General features: G+C 61.3%; 17 protein-coding genes, 1 tRNA gene and 1 pseudogene. 6 read left to right on the top strand and 13 right to left on the bottom strand.

What is annotated here, in order from left to right:
• Positions 1–22: 22 nt before the first annotated feature.
• The 3 genes from FHT79_RS16660 to FHT79_RS16650 all read right to left on the bottom strand — a co-directional run bounded on the left by FHT79_RS16660 (position 23) and on the right by FHT79_RS16650 (position 3728).
• Positions 23–1060: a 4-hydroxyproline epimerase gene (locus FHT79_RS16660; RefSeq protein ID WP_183903718.1), complete on the bottom strand. Its 1038-nt coding sequence runs from the start codon at positions 1058–1060 to the stop codon at positions 23–25.
• A gap of 60 nt (positions 1061–1120) precedes the next feature.
• Positions 1121–2371, bottom strand: coding sequence for an FAD-dependent oxidoreductase (locus tag FHT79_RS16655; protein WP_183903717.1), 1251 nt, complete (start codon positions 2369–2371; stop codon positions 1121–1123).
• Between the two features lie 79 nt (positions 2372–2450).
• The gene (locus tag FHT79_RS16650) at positions 2451–3728 is read right to left on the bottom strand and encodes an alpha/beta hydrolase (RefSeq protein ID WP_028755436.1); all 1278 of its coding nucleotides are present in this window, start codon (positions 3726–3728) and stop codon (positions 2451–2453) included.
• Positions 3729–3938: 210 nt separating this feature from the next.
• Between FHT79_RS16650 and FHT79_RS16645 the strand changes: the two genes are divergently transcribed.
• Positions 3939–4322: a hypothetical protein gene (locus FHT79_RS16645; RefSeq protein ID WP_028755437.1), complete on the top strand. Its 384-nt coding sequence runs from the start codon at positions 3939–3941 to the stop codon at positions 4320–4322.
• 503 nt (positions 4323–4825) lie between these two features.
• Here FHT79_RS16645 and FHT79_RS16640 read toward each other — a convergent pair.
• From FHT79_RS16640 to FHT79_RS16620, 5 genes are all read right to left on the bottom strand, one after another.
• Complete coding sequence (locus FHT79_RS16640) at positions 4826–5707, bottom strand: aldo/keto reductase (RefSeq protein WP_183903716.1); 882 nt, start codon at positions 5705–5707, stop codon at positions 4826–4828.
• Positions 5708–5979: 272 nt separating this feature from the next.
• Positions 5980–6615 carry a TetR family transcriptional regulator gene (locus tag FHT79_RS16635; RefSeq protein ID WP_132573659.1) on the bottom strand — a complete coding sequence of 212 codons (636 nt, stop codon included), beginning with the start codon at positions 6613–6615 and terminating at the stop codon, positions 5980–5982.
• A 19-nt stretch (positions 6616–6634) separates the two neighbouring features.
• Positions 6635–7306 (bottom strand): methyltransferase domain-containing protein, encoded by a 672-nt coding sequence (locus FHT79_RS16630; protein ID WP_127431017.1) that lies wholly within the window; start codon positions 7304–7306, stop codon positions 6635–6637.
• A gap of 452 nt (positions 7307–7758) precedes the next feature.
• Positions 7759–8130, bottom strand: coding sequence for a cell surface protein (locus FHT79_RS16625; protein WP_132573661.1), 372 nt, complete (start codon positions 8128–8130; stop codon positions 7759–7761).
• Positions 8131–8321: 191 nt separating this feature from the next.
• Positions 8322–8642: a hypothetical protein gene (locus FHT79_RS16620; protein WP_183903715.1), complete on the bottom strand. Its 321-nt coding sequence runs from the start codon at positions 8640–8642 to the stop codon at positions 8322–8324.
• Between the two features lie 228 nt (positions 8643–8870).
• Between FHT79_RS16620 and FHT79_RS16615 the strand changes: the two genes are divergently transcribed.
• On the top strand, positions 8871–9572 hold the full coding sequence (locus FHT79_RS16615) for a class I SAM-dependent methyltransferase (RefSeq protein ID WP_183903714.1): 702 nt from the start codon (positions 8871–8873) through the stop codon (positions 9570–9572).
• 86 nt (positions 9573–9658) lie between these two features.
• Here FHT79_RS16615 and FHT79_RS16610 read toward each other — a convergent pair whose 3' ends face one another.
• A complete protein-coding gene (locus FHT79_RS16610) occupies positions 9659–10246 on the bottom strand; it encodes a hypothetical protein (protein ID WP_048338228.1) in 588 nt (195 codons plus the stop codon).
• Between the two features lie 280 nt (positions 10247–10526).
• Here FHT79_RS16610 and FHT79_RS16605 point away from each other — a divergent pair, with 280 nt between their 5' ends.
• Entirely contained in the window at positions 10527–10952 is a 426-nt protein-coding gene (locus tag FHT79_RS16605; RefSeq protein WP_132573669.1) for a hypothetical protein, read from the top strand.
• Positions 10953–11184: 232 nt separating this feature from the next.
• Positions 11185–12669, top strand: coding sequence for a hypothetical protein (locus FHT79_RS16600; protein ID WP_183903713.1), 1485 nt, complete (start codon positions 11185–11187; stop codon positions 12667–12669).
• A gap of 124 nt (positions 12670–12793) precedes the next feature.
• On the opposite strand, the gene FHT79_RS16595 is transcribed toward FHT79_RS16600, so the two are convergent.
• On the bottom strand, positions 12794–13090 hold the full coding sequence (locus tag FHT79_RS16595) for a hypothetical protein (protein ID WP_132573673.1): 297 nt from the start codon (positions 13088–13090) through the stop codon (positions 12794–12796).
• 11 nt (positions 13091–13101) lie between these two features.
• Complete coding sequence (locus tag FHT79_RS16590) at positions 13102–13284, bottom strand: hypothetical protein (RefSeq protein WP_047617130.1); 183 nt, start codon at positions 13282–13284, stop codon at positions 13102–13104.
• Between the two features lie 201 nt (positions 13285–13485).
• Between FHT79_RS16590 and FHT79_RS16585 the strand changes: the two genes are divergently transcribed.
• On the top strand, positions 13486–14007 hold the full coding sequence (locus FHT79_RS16585; RefSeq protein ID WP_047617132.1) for a hypothetical protein: 522 nt from the start codon (positions 13486–13488) through the stop codon (positions 14005–14007).
• Positions 14008–14119: 112 nt separating this feature from the next.
• Positions 14120–14245, top strand: a pseudogene (locus tag FHT79_RS32170) (DUF982 domain-containing protein); the annotation flags it as partial.
• 93 nt (positions 14246–14338) lie between these two features.
• On the opposite strand, the gene FHT79_RS16580 reads toward FHT79_RS32170, so the two are convergent.
• Positions 14339–14415, bottom strand: a tRNA-Arg gene (locus FHT79_RS16580).
• A 122-nt stretch (positions 14416–14537) separates the two neighbouring features.
• Positions 14538–16058 carry a HAMP domain-containing sensor histidine kinase gene (locus FHT79_RS16575; protein ID WP_183903712.1) on the bottom strand — a complete coding sequence of 507 codons (1521 nt, stop codon included), beginning with the start codon at positions 16056–16058 and terminating at the stop codon, positions 14538–14540.
• Positions 16059–16209 lie beyond the last annotated feature (151 nt).

Genomic DNA, 16209 nt, shown 5'->3' with positions numbered 1-16209 from the left:
TTCGCGGGATCGAGCCTGAGCGTCAAATCTCTCCCGCCGAGGGTCCCCAGACATCCGTCAGGGCGAAGCCGTTCGGATGCGGGTCGAAGGGGTCGAGGGCCACCTGGGTCAGGCCGAAGGTGAAGCCGCGGCCGGTGATGGTGGGGATGACGGCCGGGCGGCCGGCCACCTCGGTCACCGCCTGTAGCCCGACCTCGAATTCCGAGCCGATGATCGATTTCGAGGTGAAGGTGTCGCCGACCTTGGCCTTGCCGCGGGCATAAAGGGTGGCAAGATTGGCGGAATTGCCGGTGCCGCAAGGCGAACGGTCGGCCCGGCCGGGCCACATGGTGGTGCAGGTGCGCACCGTGCCGTCGGCTTCGGTATCGCGGAACATGACATAGGCGACGCCTGATATCGCCGGGATCTCGGGATGGACGACCTTGATGTCGCGGTTGATCAGCTCCTTGAGGATCATGCCGGCCTGGACGAGGCCGGCGGCATTGGCCTTTTCGATCGTCAGGCCGATCTGGCCGACATCAACAAGCGCATAGAAGATGCCGCCATAACAGATATCGGCCTTGATCCTTCCCCAATGCGGCGTGTCGACGCCGACATCGAGCTCATGCACGAAGGAGGGCACCATGGTGAGCTTGACCTTCTCGCAGCGCCCGTCGCGGCAGGTTGCCGTCGCCTTGACGAGGCCGGCGGCGGTTTCGAGCGTGACGATCGTTTCCGGCTCCTGCATCTCGACGATGCCGGATTCGAGCAGGGCGGTGGTGACGCAGATCGAATTCGAGCCGGAGCTCGCATGCGCCTGGTCGGGCTGCAGGATGACGAAGGCGGCATCCGCGTCAGGATGCCGCGCCGGCAGCAGCAGATTGACCGAGCCGATCGGCGCGCCGCGCGGCTCCAGGCAGAGGAAGCGGCGAAGCTCGTTGCCCTTCGGATCGGTGTTCAGCCAATGCAGCTGGGCGGCGATGGTCTCGCCGGGGATCTTCGGCACGCCGCCGATCGCCACACGGCCGATTTCGCCTTCGGCATGAACATCCAGCAGCTGGATCGTGCGCTTCCATCTCATATCGAAAACTCCAGTTCGGACGTGACGGGTGACGCCGCCATCGATGCGGATCGTTCCAAGTTAATACCGGTCTATGCGGAACGGGGTCAAATCGACGGATGGTTTCACCCCGGTCACCATATCGGCGATAACAAGCGCTGTCGTTGCGGCATAGGTCAGGCCGAGATGGCCGTGGCCGGTTGCATAAAAAACACCGGGCATCTTCGAGGACGGCGAAATAATCGGGATCGTATCGGGCAGCGCCGGGCGATGCCCCATCCATTCCGTCGCCTCCTCGACCTTCAGGCCGGGCAGCGCCCGCTGGGCATGGCGCACCAGCACCCGCGGGCGCCGGAAATCCGGAGCCGCATCGAGACCGGCGAGTTCGACATTGCCGCCGACCCGGATGCCGCCCGCCGTCGGCGTCACCATGAAGGCGCGATGCGGCCAGATCACCGAATAGCGCATGGAGATGCCGGGCTTCATGATCTGGGTGTGATAGCCGCGTTCGGTTTCGAGCGGGATCGGCTCGCCGAGCTTTGCGGCGAGGAAACGGGTGTGGACGCCGGCGGCAAGCACAACCGAACCGGCTTCGATGCGCCTGCCATCCTCGAGGAGAATGACTGATGTGCCATCGCGCTTGCGCTCGATATTCCTCACCCCGCCGGAAACGAAGGCCGCACCGGCGGCCAGGGCGGCGTCGGTCAGTTTGACCACCAGCCTGTAGGGATCGCGGATCGACTTATTGTCGGGGAGCAGCACGGCTTTGGCGATCGCCGGTGATAGTGCGGGTTCGTAATATTGGATGGCGCCGTTGCTCAACACCTCGAATTCGAGACCGTAGCGCTGCATCATGGCGAGATGCGCGCGATCGGCGGTAAATTCCGCCTCGGTCTCGTAGATCGCCAGGCAGCCCTCTTCGGTCATCAGCTCGGGCGCGCCGATCGCCGACAGCATTTCCTTGAAATCGCCGAGCGCCCGGTGCGACAGGCTCATGCCGGCATCCTCGATCGCTCGGAGCCGCGACGGCCGGCCGGCGGCGAGGAAGCGTAGGAACCAGGGCAGCATTTTTGCCGCATAGGAGGGCCGCAGCCAGACCGGGCCTTCCGGATCGAGCAGCCAGCCGGGGATCTTCTTCCAGGTCGAGGGGCCGGAACCGGCGGCAAAATCCAGCGCGATGCTCGCCATATTGCCGAAAGAGGTGCCGCGTCCCGGCTCGCCCTTGTCGATCAGCGTCACCTGCAAACCACGCCGCTGCAGCTCGAAGGCGATCGAGGCGCCGATCACGCCCGCGCCGACGACAACCACGCTCTTCTTCGTCTCATCCGCCATGAATCAACCCATCGCACGGCAGACAGGATTGCCGTCGCGACTCTGATATATCAGATCTTCGATGATGCCTATGGAATTTTTACTGGCTTTCGGGGAGACCCGCACCGACGCTGTCGCCGACCGAACCGACGGTATTGTTCATCGACTGGCCGAGACGTTTCAGCTGGGCGTCGTAGTTGCGCCGGGTGCGCGGGTCGAAGATGGCGATCGGCGTGCTGACGGCGACGCTGACGGCACTTCCGGCGGTCTGGGCAGCGCCCATCGCCACCGCGCCGACGGCTTCGCCGAGCCCGACATTGGAATCGGTGATCGTCTGGCCGGCAATCAGCCGGTCGCCGATCAGCTTCACCACTTCGGGGCTTTCGGCGAACTTGCCGTGGTTCAGCCGGTCGCCGCCCTTGAGCTTGGTGAGATCGAGCACGGTGATGCCGGCCGCCTCGAGCTTGCTGCGATAGGGCTCGGCGGAGGGATCGATCTGGCCGAGGCGATCGACATTGCCGGAGATGCGCCGCGACAGCGCCAGAGCCCTGTCGTCCTGCGAGACGAAGATGGTGAAGTGCGGCTTGTCCTTGCCGAGGCTTGCGAACTGGCGGCCGAAGACGTCGACATCGAGATCGGGCGAAGCGAGGATGACATTGTTGATCTTCGAAGCGACGTGACCGTTGCGGATCGCCATCTGCCGCAGCGCCTCGACGGTGAGCCACGTGCCCATCGAATGGGCCATGATGGTGACGTCGCTGACAGCGGGATTGGCGGCGGTGCGGGTCAGCAGCTCCTCCAGCGCGTCGCGGGAATAATTGGTGCTTTCCTTGTCGTAATTATAATCGAAGATGCTGGCGCGTGACGGCCAGGTGAAGACGACCGGCGCGACGTCGGCATGCGAATCATGGACGATCTGTGCGAAGCGGTAGACGGCGTCCTCATAACGATTGTTGAAGCCGTGGACGAAGACCAGCACCCGCCGGCTCTTCGGCATGTGGCTCTTCAGCCAGGTCTCGCCTGCCCGCTCGCCTTCCAGCGGATCGACGGAAACGGTGACGAAATCGCGCAGCGGATCGGCCGGCAGCCGATTTGGCCATTGCACCTGGCCGACCTTGCGATTGGCGTCCGGCGGAATGGAGACGTCGACGGCATTGACGGCGAGCCCGGTGCCGCGTTCGCCGGAGAACAGCACGGCGGGATTGTCATCGGCAGCCCGCGTCGTCGCGACGAGCAGATCGACCTTCGAGGTGCCCGGCGGCACGCTGCCGGCTGCCTGCATGACACCGACCGGCCTGCCGCCGCAGCCGGAAAGCGCCATGATTGCCACCAGAAGACCTGTCAGAGCCGCACGCGAGCCGCGCCTTTTGCCGATCATGACCAAACTCCAATCGGTTCACGCACCGGACAGGCGGCGCCCGTTCAAATAGTCCGACGAGGCTTGCCGAGTCAAACCGCGCGGGCTGGAAGCCTTTTGTTTCGCGCAATCCCGGACCCGGAACCGCGGCGCAGTTTTGCGGGATTGCTCTTGAACTTTCTGCCATCCACGGCGTTTTTCCCGATCGCATTCAATCGATGGATCACGGTGATGAAATTGCTCGGGATCACATGCTTATCGACGTTGGTGCTGATGCCGTCTCTCGGCTCGACCGAGACGCTCGGCGAGGCCGAGATCCGCCGCGATATCATCGGCAGGACGGTCTACCTCTCCACCCCGCTCGGCGGCGAACTGCCGCTGATCTTCCGCTCCTCCGGCAAGGTCGACGGCAACGGTAAGGCGATCGGTCTCGGCCGCTATTTCAAGCCCAGCGATAGCGGCAGATGGTGGATCGACGCCAACCGCCTCTGCCAGAAATTCCAGAGCTGGAACAAGGGCAGGCCGATGTGCTTCGCACTCGAACGCACTGGCGCCAACAAGGTCAAATGGACCCGGGATAACGGCAGGACCGGCGTGGCACGGATCGGCAATTGATCGATTTCGATGGGGAAACGAAAAAAGCCCGACGCGGGAGGAGGTGCGTCGGGCTCTTGATCCTGACTGACAACTGGGAGGAGGAGTGTTGTCAGTCCGATGTAAGAGCGCTGGGAGGAGGAGTGCGCTGCTTACGAAGATAGTAATACCCAATTCTTTTGATCGGGAATAGCGAAAATACCGCAATGCAGCAATGCAATCAGCGCATGGCTTGCCTCTAAAATAACAGGCCAGCGCCTCATTTTACGGCATGTTTGACCAGGTGGTCAAAATTCTGCCGAAAATTGCGGCCTGGGAGATCGGCGAGGCTGGACCCTCATCCGCCTGCCGGCACCGACCGGGGTCGAGCCACTGGTCTCGACCAGTCCTTCGGCCCCCCGCAAACGGGGCGAAGGGGATATGCCGCGACCTCTCCATTCCCACCTCGGCTCTCGCATGGCACGTCCCCTCGCCCCGTCTTTACGGGGAGAGGGTTAGGGTGAGGGGCAGCCACCGGGTGCAAATCAAGCCGCCTTGAACACCCTCCGACCCTCGGCGTCGAGAGCCGAGAATTCCTCGTCCGACAGCGTGATATCAACCGCCGCAACGTTTTCCTCGAGATGCTTGACCTTTGAGGTGCCGGGGATCGGCAGCATGACCGGGCTGCGCTTCAGCACCCAGGCGAGCGCGATCTGGCTGGGGGCGGCATTGTGCTTTCTGGCGATCGTATCGAGCAGCGAACCCGGCTTGGCGAGATCGCCGGCGGCGAGCGGATACCAGGGGATGAAACCGATATTGTGCTTGGCGCAATAATCGAGCACGTCCTCGCTGATGCGGTCGACGAGATTGTAGCGGTTCTGCACGGTCGCGACCTTGAAGTGCTTCGACGCCGCTTCGATGTCGGCAACCGACACTTCGCTCAGCCCCGCATGGCGGATGAGGCCGGCATCGAGCAGCGATTTGATCGCGTCGAACTGTTCCTTGGCCGGCACTTTCGGATCGATGCGGTGCAACTGCCAGAGATCGATCTGCTCGACACCGAGATTACGCAGGCTCTTATGCGCCTGCTGGATCAGATATTCCGGACGTCCGACGGGCAGCCAGATGTTCGGGCCGTGGCGGGTGAGCCCGCCCTTGGTGGCGACGACGGACTTGGCGGCATAGGGATGCAGTGCCTCCTTGATCAGCCATTCGGAAATATCGGGGCCGTAGGAATCGGCCGTATCGATGAAGTTGACGCCAAGCTCCGGCAGCCGCTTCAGCGTGCGGATAGATTCGGCATGATCGGCGGGCTCGCCCCAAATTCCGTCACCGGTCACGCGCATGGCGCCGTATCCGAGACGGTTGACCTCGATCTCGCCGCCGATCTTGAAGGTGCCTGACTTGGCTGCGTTGTAACTGGACATGGTCTTTCCTCTCTTGGGTCAATAGATCACTGAAAGTCGATGAAACGGTCGGAGATGCCTGGGCTTTGGGGATGCCTTCGAGCGCGAATGCGCCCTGATCGAAAGGAATGCCGGCATGGTGATGACCCGCCCATCGAGATGATGAATGAGAATGTGGTCGCTGCGACGCTTGCACATATAGGATGGCACTGCAGGGATAACAGTGACGGCGATGAAAACATTGCCGTCGGACGGACGCGCAGCGCGTACAGGCGACTGCGAGGCGCCCTACGTCAAAGCCTGGTCTTCGCCTGGTCGCCGAACTCCGCCAGCATTTTCCAAAGCTCGGCGAAGATCTCATGCGCGAAATCCTGCGGCGAGGCGCCTGCCGGGCGCTGCTGCCAGAGTTCGCCGCCGACGCGCAGCGCGCCGATGACGATCGCCGCCAGGACGCGCATCCGCGAGCGCTGCTCCGGATCGTTTCCCCTGCGCAGCAGCAGCGCCTCGGCGAGCTTCTGTTCGAGCTTGGCGTATTTCAGCTGGTCGCGGGCTTTCAGCGCCGGCGTGCAACGGATGAGTTCGCCGAGCGCCAGGCCACGCTCGTCGACGGAAGCGATGACGGTTGTGGTGATCGCGGCCTCGACCGCCTCGACGGAGGATTCCTCTGCAGGCCTTGCGGCGATTTCCGCTATCAGCCGATCGGCAAAGCTATCCTGCCAGGCGAAAACCACCTCTTCCTTGGAGGGGAAATAGTCGAAGAAACTGCGCTTGGAGACATCGGCCGCCTCGGTGATGTCTTCGATCGTCGTGGCGTCGAAGCCGCGCTGGAGAAAGAGGGCCATCGCCGCGTTTTCGATGCGCTCGCGCGTCTGCCGCCGCTTGCGTTCCCGCCGGCCCTCCCCCGTCTCCGTCCGCTTGCTCTCAGCCATTCCTGCCCGGCATCACAGTTCAGCCGCCGGTTTCGTTGGAAAAAGCGGCGACATCGTCGATTTCGGTCTCGCTGTTGCGATAGCTGAAGCGCTCGCGCGACAGTTCCAGCGGCTTACGGCGCGAAATCCTGTAAACGGAGGCCGGGGGCAGGTTGCGCACCGTGCCGCCGATGCGCACCGCCTTCAGGCCGAGACGGTCGAGGATCGGCCGCGGCACCGGGCAGCGCGGACCGTAGGTAAATTGATAGACCGCCCCGCCCGGCCGCATATAGGCGAAGGCGCCGGCCATGATCGAGGCGATCTTGCGCGGCGACATGGAGAGCAGCGGCAGGCCGCTGACGACAGCGCCAACCGGTTCGCCGTCGAAAATATCGGCATGAGCGAGCTGGGCCGCGTCCATCTGCAACACACGCGCCGTGGGGAAACGCGCCTGCAGAGAGTTTATGAACTCCGGACCGTATTCGATCAGCGTCAGATCCGCCTCACTGACGCCGCGCGCCAAAAGCGCGCGGGTGAAGACGCCGGTGCCCGGGCCGAGCTCGATGATCGGCCCGTCAAGTGCGGCAATTTCACTGGTCATGATCCTGGCCAGAGAATCGCCTGACGGCGCGATGGCCGCGACGCGAAGCGGGTTGCTGATCCATGAGCGGAAAAAATGCAGGAAATCGGAGCATGCGGCCTTTGCGGTCATGACTATCCCACCTGTCTGAAATTCGATTGATTATGAAAAGCGACCATCGCGGCGAGCATGGCAATTCCAAGGCAGACAGGTCAATCGCTCTTCGATGCGGCTTATTGCAGCGCCGGCATCCAATATTGTTTGATTCTGTACTTATTGCATTTTTGCATTTGATGCAAGATATGGGCGTGACCGTTGGGGAAGGCCATGTCGTGGGCTGGGATCCGGCCCCTCATCCGCCTGCCGGCACCGACCGGGGTCGACCCACGGGTCTCGACCCGTCCTTCGGACCCCCGCAAATGGGGCGAAGGGACCATGCCGCGACCTCTCCGTTCCCACTAACCTTTCGCGGGGCACGTCCCCTCGCCCCGCGAGCGGCGACGCCGAAACAGAGGTCACGGATATGTGAGCGGCACGCCGAGCAAGAAAAAGGCGGCTCGTCGCCGCCTCTTTCCTGTGCCGGCTCAATAGCCGTTATCACACGGCATGCTGCCGGGGCCGATCGATCCCGAAAACGTAGGGTTGCACATTTCCGGTGCTGCCGGCCTGTTCACCGGCTCGCGTATAATGGAGCCCGTGGTGCCGGCTTCGACGCCGAAGGCGGCCAGCGGATACCAATAGCCATCGGAATGGCGGCGGGTGCCGGGGCGTTCGGTGCGGAAGCCCTGATAACCATGCCAGGATCCGGCATGTGGTTTATATTGCACCGTTTTTACCTCCGAAATACCGGGCGGGAAAGCCGTCTTGACGGGAGCCGCCTGCACTGATGCAATCGAGGCGACGGCGAGAAGGGTGGCGAGCGCGGCGGTGGAAGGGGCAAGTCTGAGCATCTTCATGATAAACCCTCCTTACTGGATTTATCTCGGGAGAATGCCTTCCCCACCGGCGGAGTTCCGTGGCTCACATGCAATTCCAAAACTCGTGATTGCAGGCGATCCGGCGTGACTAAATCGCCGAAAAACTTGAAAAGTCTCGATCAGAAGAGGAGCTCAAAGAGCAGCCGGGCTGCAACGTGAATTCTCTGTTTTCAATTCGCGTATAATGTCCGGTAGCCCTGGCCGGAGAGGCAGGCGACATATTGACGATGGGCGGCGGCGCGCGCCGTGGTTTCCGCCTCCAGCTCGTCGGCCCCGGCATAACCGGTCAGCTGGGCGCGCAGCTGATACTGCTTCCGCGCCTCGTCATACATGGCGTTGCCGTCGGTCATGCAAATGCCGTGCGCAACAGAAGGCGGATTGACCGGCAGGCCGACTGCCAGGAGCACGGGATCATTGGCATGGTCGACACAGCCGGCAAGCGCCGTCATCATCGCCAGGGCAGCCAGAGCCCGAAAAATTCCCACCATCATGCATTCCTCCGGCCGAAGCGCCTCTGAAATCATCAGAGCTGCGGATACATCAGGAAGGTTGCGCGAAACTAGGCAAATCACCCTTTCAGACAAAAGCCGCCGCTTGTCTATTTCGGGCACGCGGGCCAAGAGTGGCGGGCGCCCCGAATATGTTTAAAATATTGCTAAATTATTACATTGATGCTTACTTACAATAGTAGACACTAATCTCTCCGGGGGAGGAAGATTATGGCTTCGCCGTGGGTAAACGACGCGCTGTCGCATGCACAATCAGCGTTTTCCAGCAAGATCAACACGGATATCCTTGAGGTTGGAGGCGGCTCTCGCACGCATATCCCATTGAAAGGCGCGCGATATACGGTCCTCGACATTTCTAAGGAGCAGCTCGAGAAGAACAAGGACGCCGCGGAAAGAATCCTCGGCGATGCTCAAACCATTGACTATGGAGATCGCCACTTCGACGCCTGCGTCTTCTGGGACGTTCTCGAACATCTGGAGAGCCCGCGCTCCGCCTTGTTGAGGGCCCATGATACCCTGTCTCCCGGCGGCCTGGTGTTCGTCAAAGGTCCGATCCTCAGTTCCGCCAAGGGGATCTTCACCGATCTCACACCCTGGTGGAGCCATGTCCTGTTCTATCGCTACGTGCTGCGGCAGAAAAACGCGGGGAAGCCGGGCTATGCGCCGTTTCGCGTCGAGCACGCCGCCGAGGCATCCCATTCGGAGATTGCCCAGACATTGAAGGAACTCGGCATGGATATCGTCTTCGTCGGCGAATATGTGTCGACCCAGGTGCATGCGCTCAAAGACAGAATTCCCCCGCTTTATTGGCTCTATGAGGCTTTCGGCCTTCTGCTGCGCACAGTGTCGGCCGGAAGGATCGGGGGACGGGAGACGGAGTTCCTGATCGTCGCCAAGTGCCTTCGACAGTAACTCCCCACCAAAATCTATATAGCAGTTCGGAATCCCGAAATTGGCTGCGCTATTGAAATCATTCCATATTTCCTGATGCCGACAGCTCACGAAGCGCGGCGAATTTCGGATTCCCGAAGCGGGGGAATTTCGGGATCCCGAAGTGGCGTTTTTTTCTTCCTGCCGACGCGACCGCGTTTGTCAGCGGCAATCTTGCGGTCGGTCTCGGACCATTTCCGGCATCTTTCGGCCGTGCATCGCTTCCACTCGTCGGTGGGCGGCGCGCCTTCATGATCACCGACAAAGGTGAGCGTGAACCGGTTGGGATGCGCGACCCCGCTGCCTGCCCGGCCGCGGCGAACTTTTATCAGCCCCTTATATTCGAGCTCGTCGAGCGCATCGGCCACATATTCGCCGGTCACGCCGTAGGAAACGAACTGCGGATGCGTCACGACAAGCTTGCCGTTTTCCAAGGCGGCGTGCGACGTGTGCTCGATGACGATGCGGAAGAAGGCGCGGCAGGCATTCGCACTCAGTGTCGTGAAGGCCGCAGATTCCAGCAACTGAATGGTGAACCATTGCCAGCGAAGGCACCCGTCATCCGTGCCGCTCGGCGGAGCGGTATGCTTGCGCACCATCGCCCGCGTCTTTCCCTGACTGGTTCGGCTTTTGTCGCGAGGGTTGAATTCCGCCATCAGCCCCTCGCCCGTGTTGCCGGCCGATCCTTCGGCAATCTACTCACCCTGCGAGACCGGGAATTCTGTTCATAAAGCGGGCGGCGGCCCGGCTCGTCCCGGCGACCAACTCGCCGATAAGGAAAAATTTGCTCGACATCCGGCATTCCATGGTTGCAATTGCGGGCAACCTAGCGCAAGAACAATCCATGAACTAGGAAAATATTCTTAGTGTGGATCTTACATTGTTCGGTTGTGTCTGCTAGGATCAATGCACTGAATCTCGAGGGGTAGGAGCGCGATGCGAATGATCGGCATGGGGGAAAAGAGCGTGGTGGTTTGCGGCAAGCGATTGCTGGTCTTGTTTTCGATCTTGCTGGCAAGCGCCGTCCAGGCCTTTCCCTGCGATCAGCCGGTCGTGATCTCGAATTGGTCGTTCTGTGCGACCGGCAATGTGAGCGCTGAGGGCGGCGCCGCTGATTGGAAAATCGTTCCCGCATGGACTCACCAGGACGCCATAAGCGCGTATTTCGGAAACGATCCGCGGCTCCTGGCAAACCACGGGCTTTGCAACGCCAAATTCCGTCGCGTCGTCCTCTGCCAGCCGGGATGGCAAACGGGCAACCCGGATGAGTGCTCATACCTGGTTTGCAGCGGCTATTACTCATCCTTGTTCGGGAAGGAAGAAAGGGAAGCCTATATGAAAGACCATCCGGACGAGCAATAGTTTTTCGCTTCGCTGTCTTGAGGCTTTTCGCTTCGCTGTCTTGGGGCAGAGACCGGAGCGGCCGCTGAGAAGTTAACCTTAATCTCCCGATCTCGATGTTGAAAACCTGAAGCGGCTTCGCGCAAAACGATTATTGCGACAGGGGTACTACCCATCCTCTTCATCGGCAAATATGCTCGCTACCGGCAGCCGGAAGATGCCGCAACCTTCAATGTTCAGAGGCCTTGCCAGCATGACGTCATTGTACAGGAAGAGTTTTGTCTGGTTTTTCCTGTGCCTCACACTCTCCCATCCAGCATGGTCCGCCGACGGCATCGAGATCCCGGGCTACGCGCCGGCGACGGGCGTCGAGCGCAGCTACCGCGTTCAAAAAGCAACTGAGACCGATATGTCGTTCTGGTTCGACAAGCCAGGCGCCTCGGCCATGACGATGCGCGGCGCGTTTCGCCAGCGTATGACGATGCTGTCGCGGGATGAAGACGGCATGCGGGTCCGCTGGTCCCTCAGCGCCGATTTGCCGGAAGGCACCGCTGGCCTTGCCGATAGTTATCAGATGAACCTGCTCTATCGGACTTCCCTCACAGCCTATGGCACCGCCACGCTCGAATTCGAAACCGACCTGAACGGCAACCCGCGCACTCTCTCCGATGCCGATCAGATCGTGGCGCATATGCGGGAGATGGCCGCCGGCGGCGCTCCCGCAGCCGGCGGCTCCGCGGCACGGGAAAGCGGGGGCTATGACATCATCAACAAGATAGAGGCGAACCCTCTGCTGATTGTTGCCGCCCTGGTGCCGGAGGCGCAACTGCTTGCCACAGGGCAATCCTATCAGGCGGAGACGATGGAAATGGGACGGGCCTCAGTGGTATCCCGAGACGAGGACTATGGCGGCATCAACGTCCCGGTGACCTCGACCTGGACCCTGAAATCCACAGACGCAACCGCAGGCACGGCAACCCTTTCCCTCTCGGAGGAAGCCGACGCCGCAGCGCTCAGCCAATCGCAGCAGCCGGTGATCGCAAATTTGATGAGCAGCTTTGCCGAGCGGGCAAAGAGCCTGACCGCCGATCAACTGGCTTCCGTAAAACGCGCCAGCAAGAACCGAAGCGTCGAGTTCGTGGTGTCCCTGAACGATGGCTCGACGCTCGAAGCATCGGAGATCGTGACCGTTACGACAGGAGGAGCAACGTTTCGCACATATACCCATATCCAACGCGAGGACATGCCGGCCAAGCTGCCGCTGCCTGCCGTGCTCACGGCAAAAGACTTGCAGACGCCTGATTTGGGCATCGAGCCGCTGCCATCGGCCAAGACCGGGCCGGGCATCCTGGATGAACTTTCGACACCTCCTGCCCCGCCAACGGCATCACAAGATACGACCGTTGCCGCAGATGATGACGGGGCCAAGGCGATTGCGCCTGTCTCGCTTGAGGTGAAAAGCGCAGAGGTAACCCTGTCCCCCGGGTCCTACGACCACGGACTGAATATCGAGCTCACCCCGGAAGGCGCTGCCGAATTCCGAGATTTCACCCAGGCGGCATTGGGGCGACAAACGCAGATGCTGATCAACGACAAGGTCGTCATGGAACCCTGGATGAGGGAGCCGATCATGGATGGCCGCATTGTTCTGACAGGAACGGATAGGAAAGATTTGGAAGCGCTGGCGGAGCAGTTGAAGGTTCCCGGGGCCAAGATTCTTGTCCGGGCACGCCCATGAGGGTGCCACCTGTGTCGTCCGCCTTCCCAGCGGCATCATCGGCCGCGCCGTGATCAGCTGCCCTTCATCTCAGCCGCTGGGCCGGTCGCTAACGGCAAAGAAACGGGGGAACCGGCGAGGGACTTCAATCCTGTGCTTCGGGGATCAGGCGTATCAGAGTCCCATCCCTCGCCGCGGCATTGATTGCCGTTGCGATCAACCGGAGCGGTCCACTGGCGATGAACATATCTAGCGCAGGACGTTTTCCGGGACCCGGATCGATAAAGGCTGAACACCGGTGATCCGAGTCGAGCATCGCCATGAATGATGTGGCGACGATTGCTTCGCCGCAGGCGGCGCATCGAAGAATGTACGAACCGCCATGGACGATCGATTCGGTTTTATCCGATCCGCAGGACGGGCAGGCCAACATATCGTTCATTGCGGATGAGCCTATGAGGCGGCGGCCAGAATGATGGCGATGGCAAGCAGCAGGGGACCCATCCACTTGAAGTGGCGGACCACTGGCGGCCGGCTGGCCGGATTGCCGGGAAAGGGCAGATAACCAAAGCCGACGGACGCCATCCACAGGCCGGCGCAAAACATGATGATTTCATCGATATAGGCTGCGATCATTGCCTCTCTTGCCTCTGGATCGGCGCTGCGATTTCCGTCTCCACGCCCGATGCCACTCATCCTACCCATGCGAACGGCCAGACGGAAGAGAAGAGTGGAGCCCAGAGATTAAACTTGGGGTAGCATAGTTGCTTCGAATCCCCTAGGCATTCGAACTCGCAACACACGAATCCGCTACAGCCACTTTCTCGGGAATGATCCATGCACAACGCCAAATTTATTCGCCACGCTGGCTTCTCCGCATGCGTCGCTTTTGCGGCATTCCACGCCGGGGAGGCTCTGGCCGAGTCGGCCAATGACAAGTTCTTTGACGCAGCCCTTTGCAATCCACCCTATACGATGACATCGGCAATGAAGATCTATGATGTCGTGGAAGCTTTGGCCAAGCCGGACACGTCGTCTCTGGGTGCGGCGATCTACAAACTCCCGAACCAGATAGTCCGCGACGGCTTTAAGTCGACCGAGGTTTTCTTTGCAAGCAACGCGGTTGGAATATTGGTCGAAGGTGAACGCGCCGACGATCTGGCCGCAAAATACGGCTTGAAGCGCGAGACCTCGGACCTGCTGGGGACATCCACCAAGGGCTATTCGCGCGAGCTGCCGGCAGATCTGCAGCCGGAACCGGGAATGGCCGGACCCGGAAAGGTCTCCATCATTGCCCGCCAAGGCAACGCCCTGCCAGGCAAAACCTTGCTGGCGTGTGAATTCGTTCAGGAATTTTAAGAAGCGCATAAGCGCGTAAAACAGCGGCACCAACCCCCTTTCGAAATGCACATACCAACAGTTCGCTGATCGAGAACAGCATCTCGGCCATGCCGCACGCCACGCCGGATGAATCGCCCTTGAGGGCCCGGATCAGTGGGTGGTTATTCAGGCGACCCAGGCCGCAACATGAGCGTTGGTCAAAGACTGGCCGACCGGGGCGCGGCAGGCGTTCATCGACGCTGCGATCGAAGCCGGAGGAATGAAGCCAAGGGTTCTGGCACATGATGCCGCCCGTGTGCACCCAGTCATACTGGGTGCCTGCGGCTCTGGGCTAAGTAATTGGGAAGAATGGCGCACCCGAAGAGATTCGAACTCCTGACCCCCAGATTCGTAGTCTGGTGCTCTATCCAGCTGAGCTACGGGTGCGTGCAAAATGCGGCGGTGCCGCTTGCGTGGCGATCCTCTAAAACGTCCTTCGGGACAATGCAAGAGCATTTCTGAAAAAATCGCGTCTTTACCTGTTCGCGGCTGTGCCTTGCCGGGCGAGGTCACTTTTCCAAGTGCGTCCGGCTGCGGTAATCCTCCAGCGAAACCGGGCGATCGGGGATCTCGATGCGGAACTGGGTGCCGACCGTCGGCTTTTCCACCAGCGCGATCGTGCCGCCATGGGCCAGCACCAGCTCGCGGGCGATGGTGAGGCCGAGGCCGGTGCCGCCGGAGCGGGCGGAACCGCGGAAGGCGGCAAAGAGGTTCTGGCGGGCCTTCAGCGGCATGCCCGGGCCGGTATCGTCGACCGTGATGCTGACGACGCTGCCGACGCGCTGGGCGGCGACGGTGATGCGCCTCAAGGTACCCGGGGCGCCCTCGCTCGGCGCGGTCAGCGCCTGCAGCGCGTTGCGGCAGAGATTGTGGATGACGCGGAAGAGCTGTTCACCATCGGCATCGACCTTGAGCTCGGCGCCGATCTGCTCGACGAATTCGATGCCGCTCTGCGGATCGATCGCCAGTATGTCCTTGACCTCCTGGGTCAGTTCCAAAAGCAGGATATGGCGGCGGCGCGGCGCCGATTCGCTCGCCTTGCCGTAAGACAGCACCTCGGTGGTATAGCCGACGGCGCGGTCGATGGTGCGCAGCAGCTTCGGGGCGAAGCTCTTGACCATCGGATCGTCGACATCGACGAGACGGTCCGACATAAGCTGCGCCGACGCCAGGATATTGCGCATGTCGTGATTGATCTTGGAGACGGCAAGGCCGAGAGCGGCAAGGTTCTTCTGCTGCTTCAGCGTCTTCTGCAGCTCCATCTGCATCGAGGTAAGGTTGCGGCCGGCGACCGCCAGTTCGTCGCGGGCGCCGTCGCCGATATAGATGTGGGCCGGGTTTTCCGGATCGGAGGAGAATTGCTGCATGCTGCCGGTCAGCCGGCGGATCGGGCCGATCAGGATGCGGTTGATCGCAAAGAAGATCAGCGTCGCAGTGAAGACGGAGATTAGCACCGACAGAAGGAGGACGTTGCGGGAATAGGCGAACATCGCCGTGCGCAACTGCCTGTCCCTCATCACCACCTCGACGCCGGTGTTGGTGTCGCCGACGGGGCCATAGACGCGGATCATCCTGCTGCCGCCGAAGATCAGCGTGTCGAGCGCATCGCGTATCGCCGTCATTGGCGGCACGTCGGTGAGATCATAGGCTTCATCGACGGAGGTCGGCATATCGGTGGTCGCCAGCAGCCGCGAGGTGCCGTCCTTGCGCAGCACGATCGCCTTGGTGCCGGTTGCCTCCAGCGTTTCCTTCTGCAGTGCCCGCGGCAGCTCGACCGGCTGCAGCCCGTCGATGACGATGGCGGCGGCGGCGGCCGTGTTCAGCCTGTCTTCCAGCCAGCGTATGCGCATGCTGGCAACCGAGGGGAAGAAGATCAGGATTTCGGCGAGCATGATGAAGAAGACGGTGAGCCAGAGCAGCTTGCCGGAGAGCCCGCCGAACATGCGGGCAGACGGGCACGGCGCCCTCGCAGCCTCGCCGGCCGCCGGGGTCTCCGCCGAAGGATTGTCACCCTGGTCTTTCATCGGCATTCGTGTCTCGCCCGATCGGCAGCATTTGCGCCGCCCTTACCGCTGGAGCTTTATATTAGACCAAGATGCTCCGCTTTCAAATCTTTGCGAGCAGCGTCACGTCGTCACAAAGAAGCATCCAGCTTGGAGAAGGAAGGCCCCTCCCCAACCC

The sequence above is a fragment of the Rhizobium sp. BK212 genome (assembly GCF_014197475.1).
Classification (GTDB): domain Bacteria; phylum Pseudomonadota; class Alphaproteobacteria; order Rhizobiales; family Rhizobiaceae; genus Rhizobium; species Rhizobium anhuiense.
The sequence above is the reverse complement of the archived record's forward strand: the minus strand, read 5'-3'. Positions and strand labels throughout refer to the sequence as shown.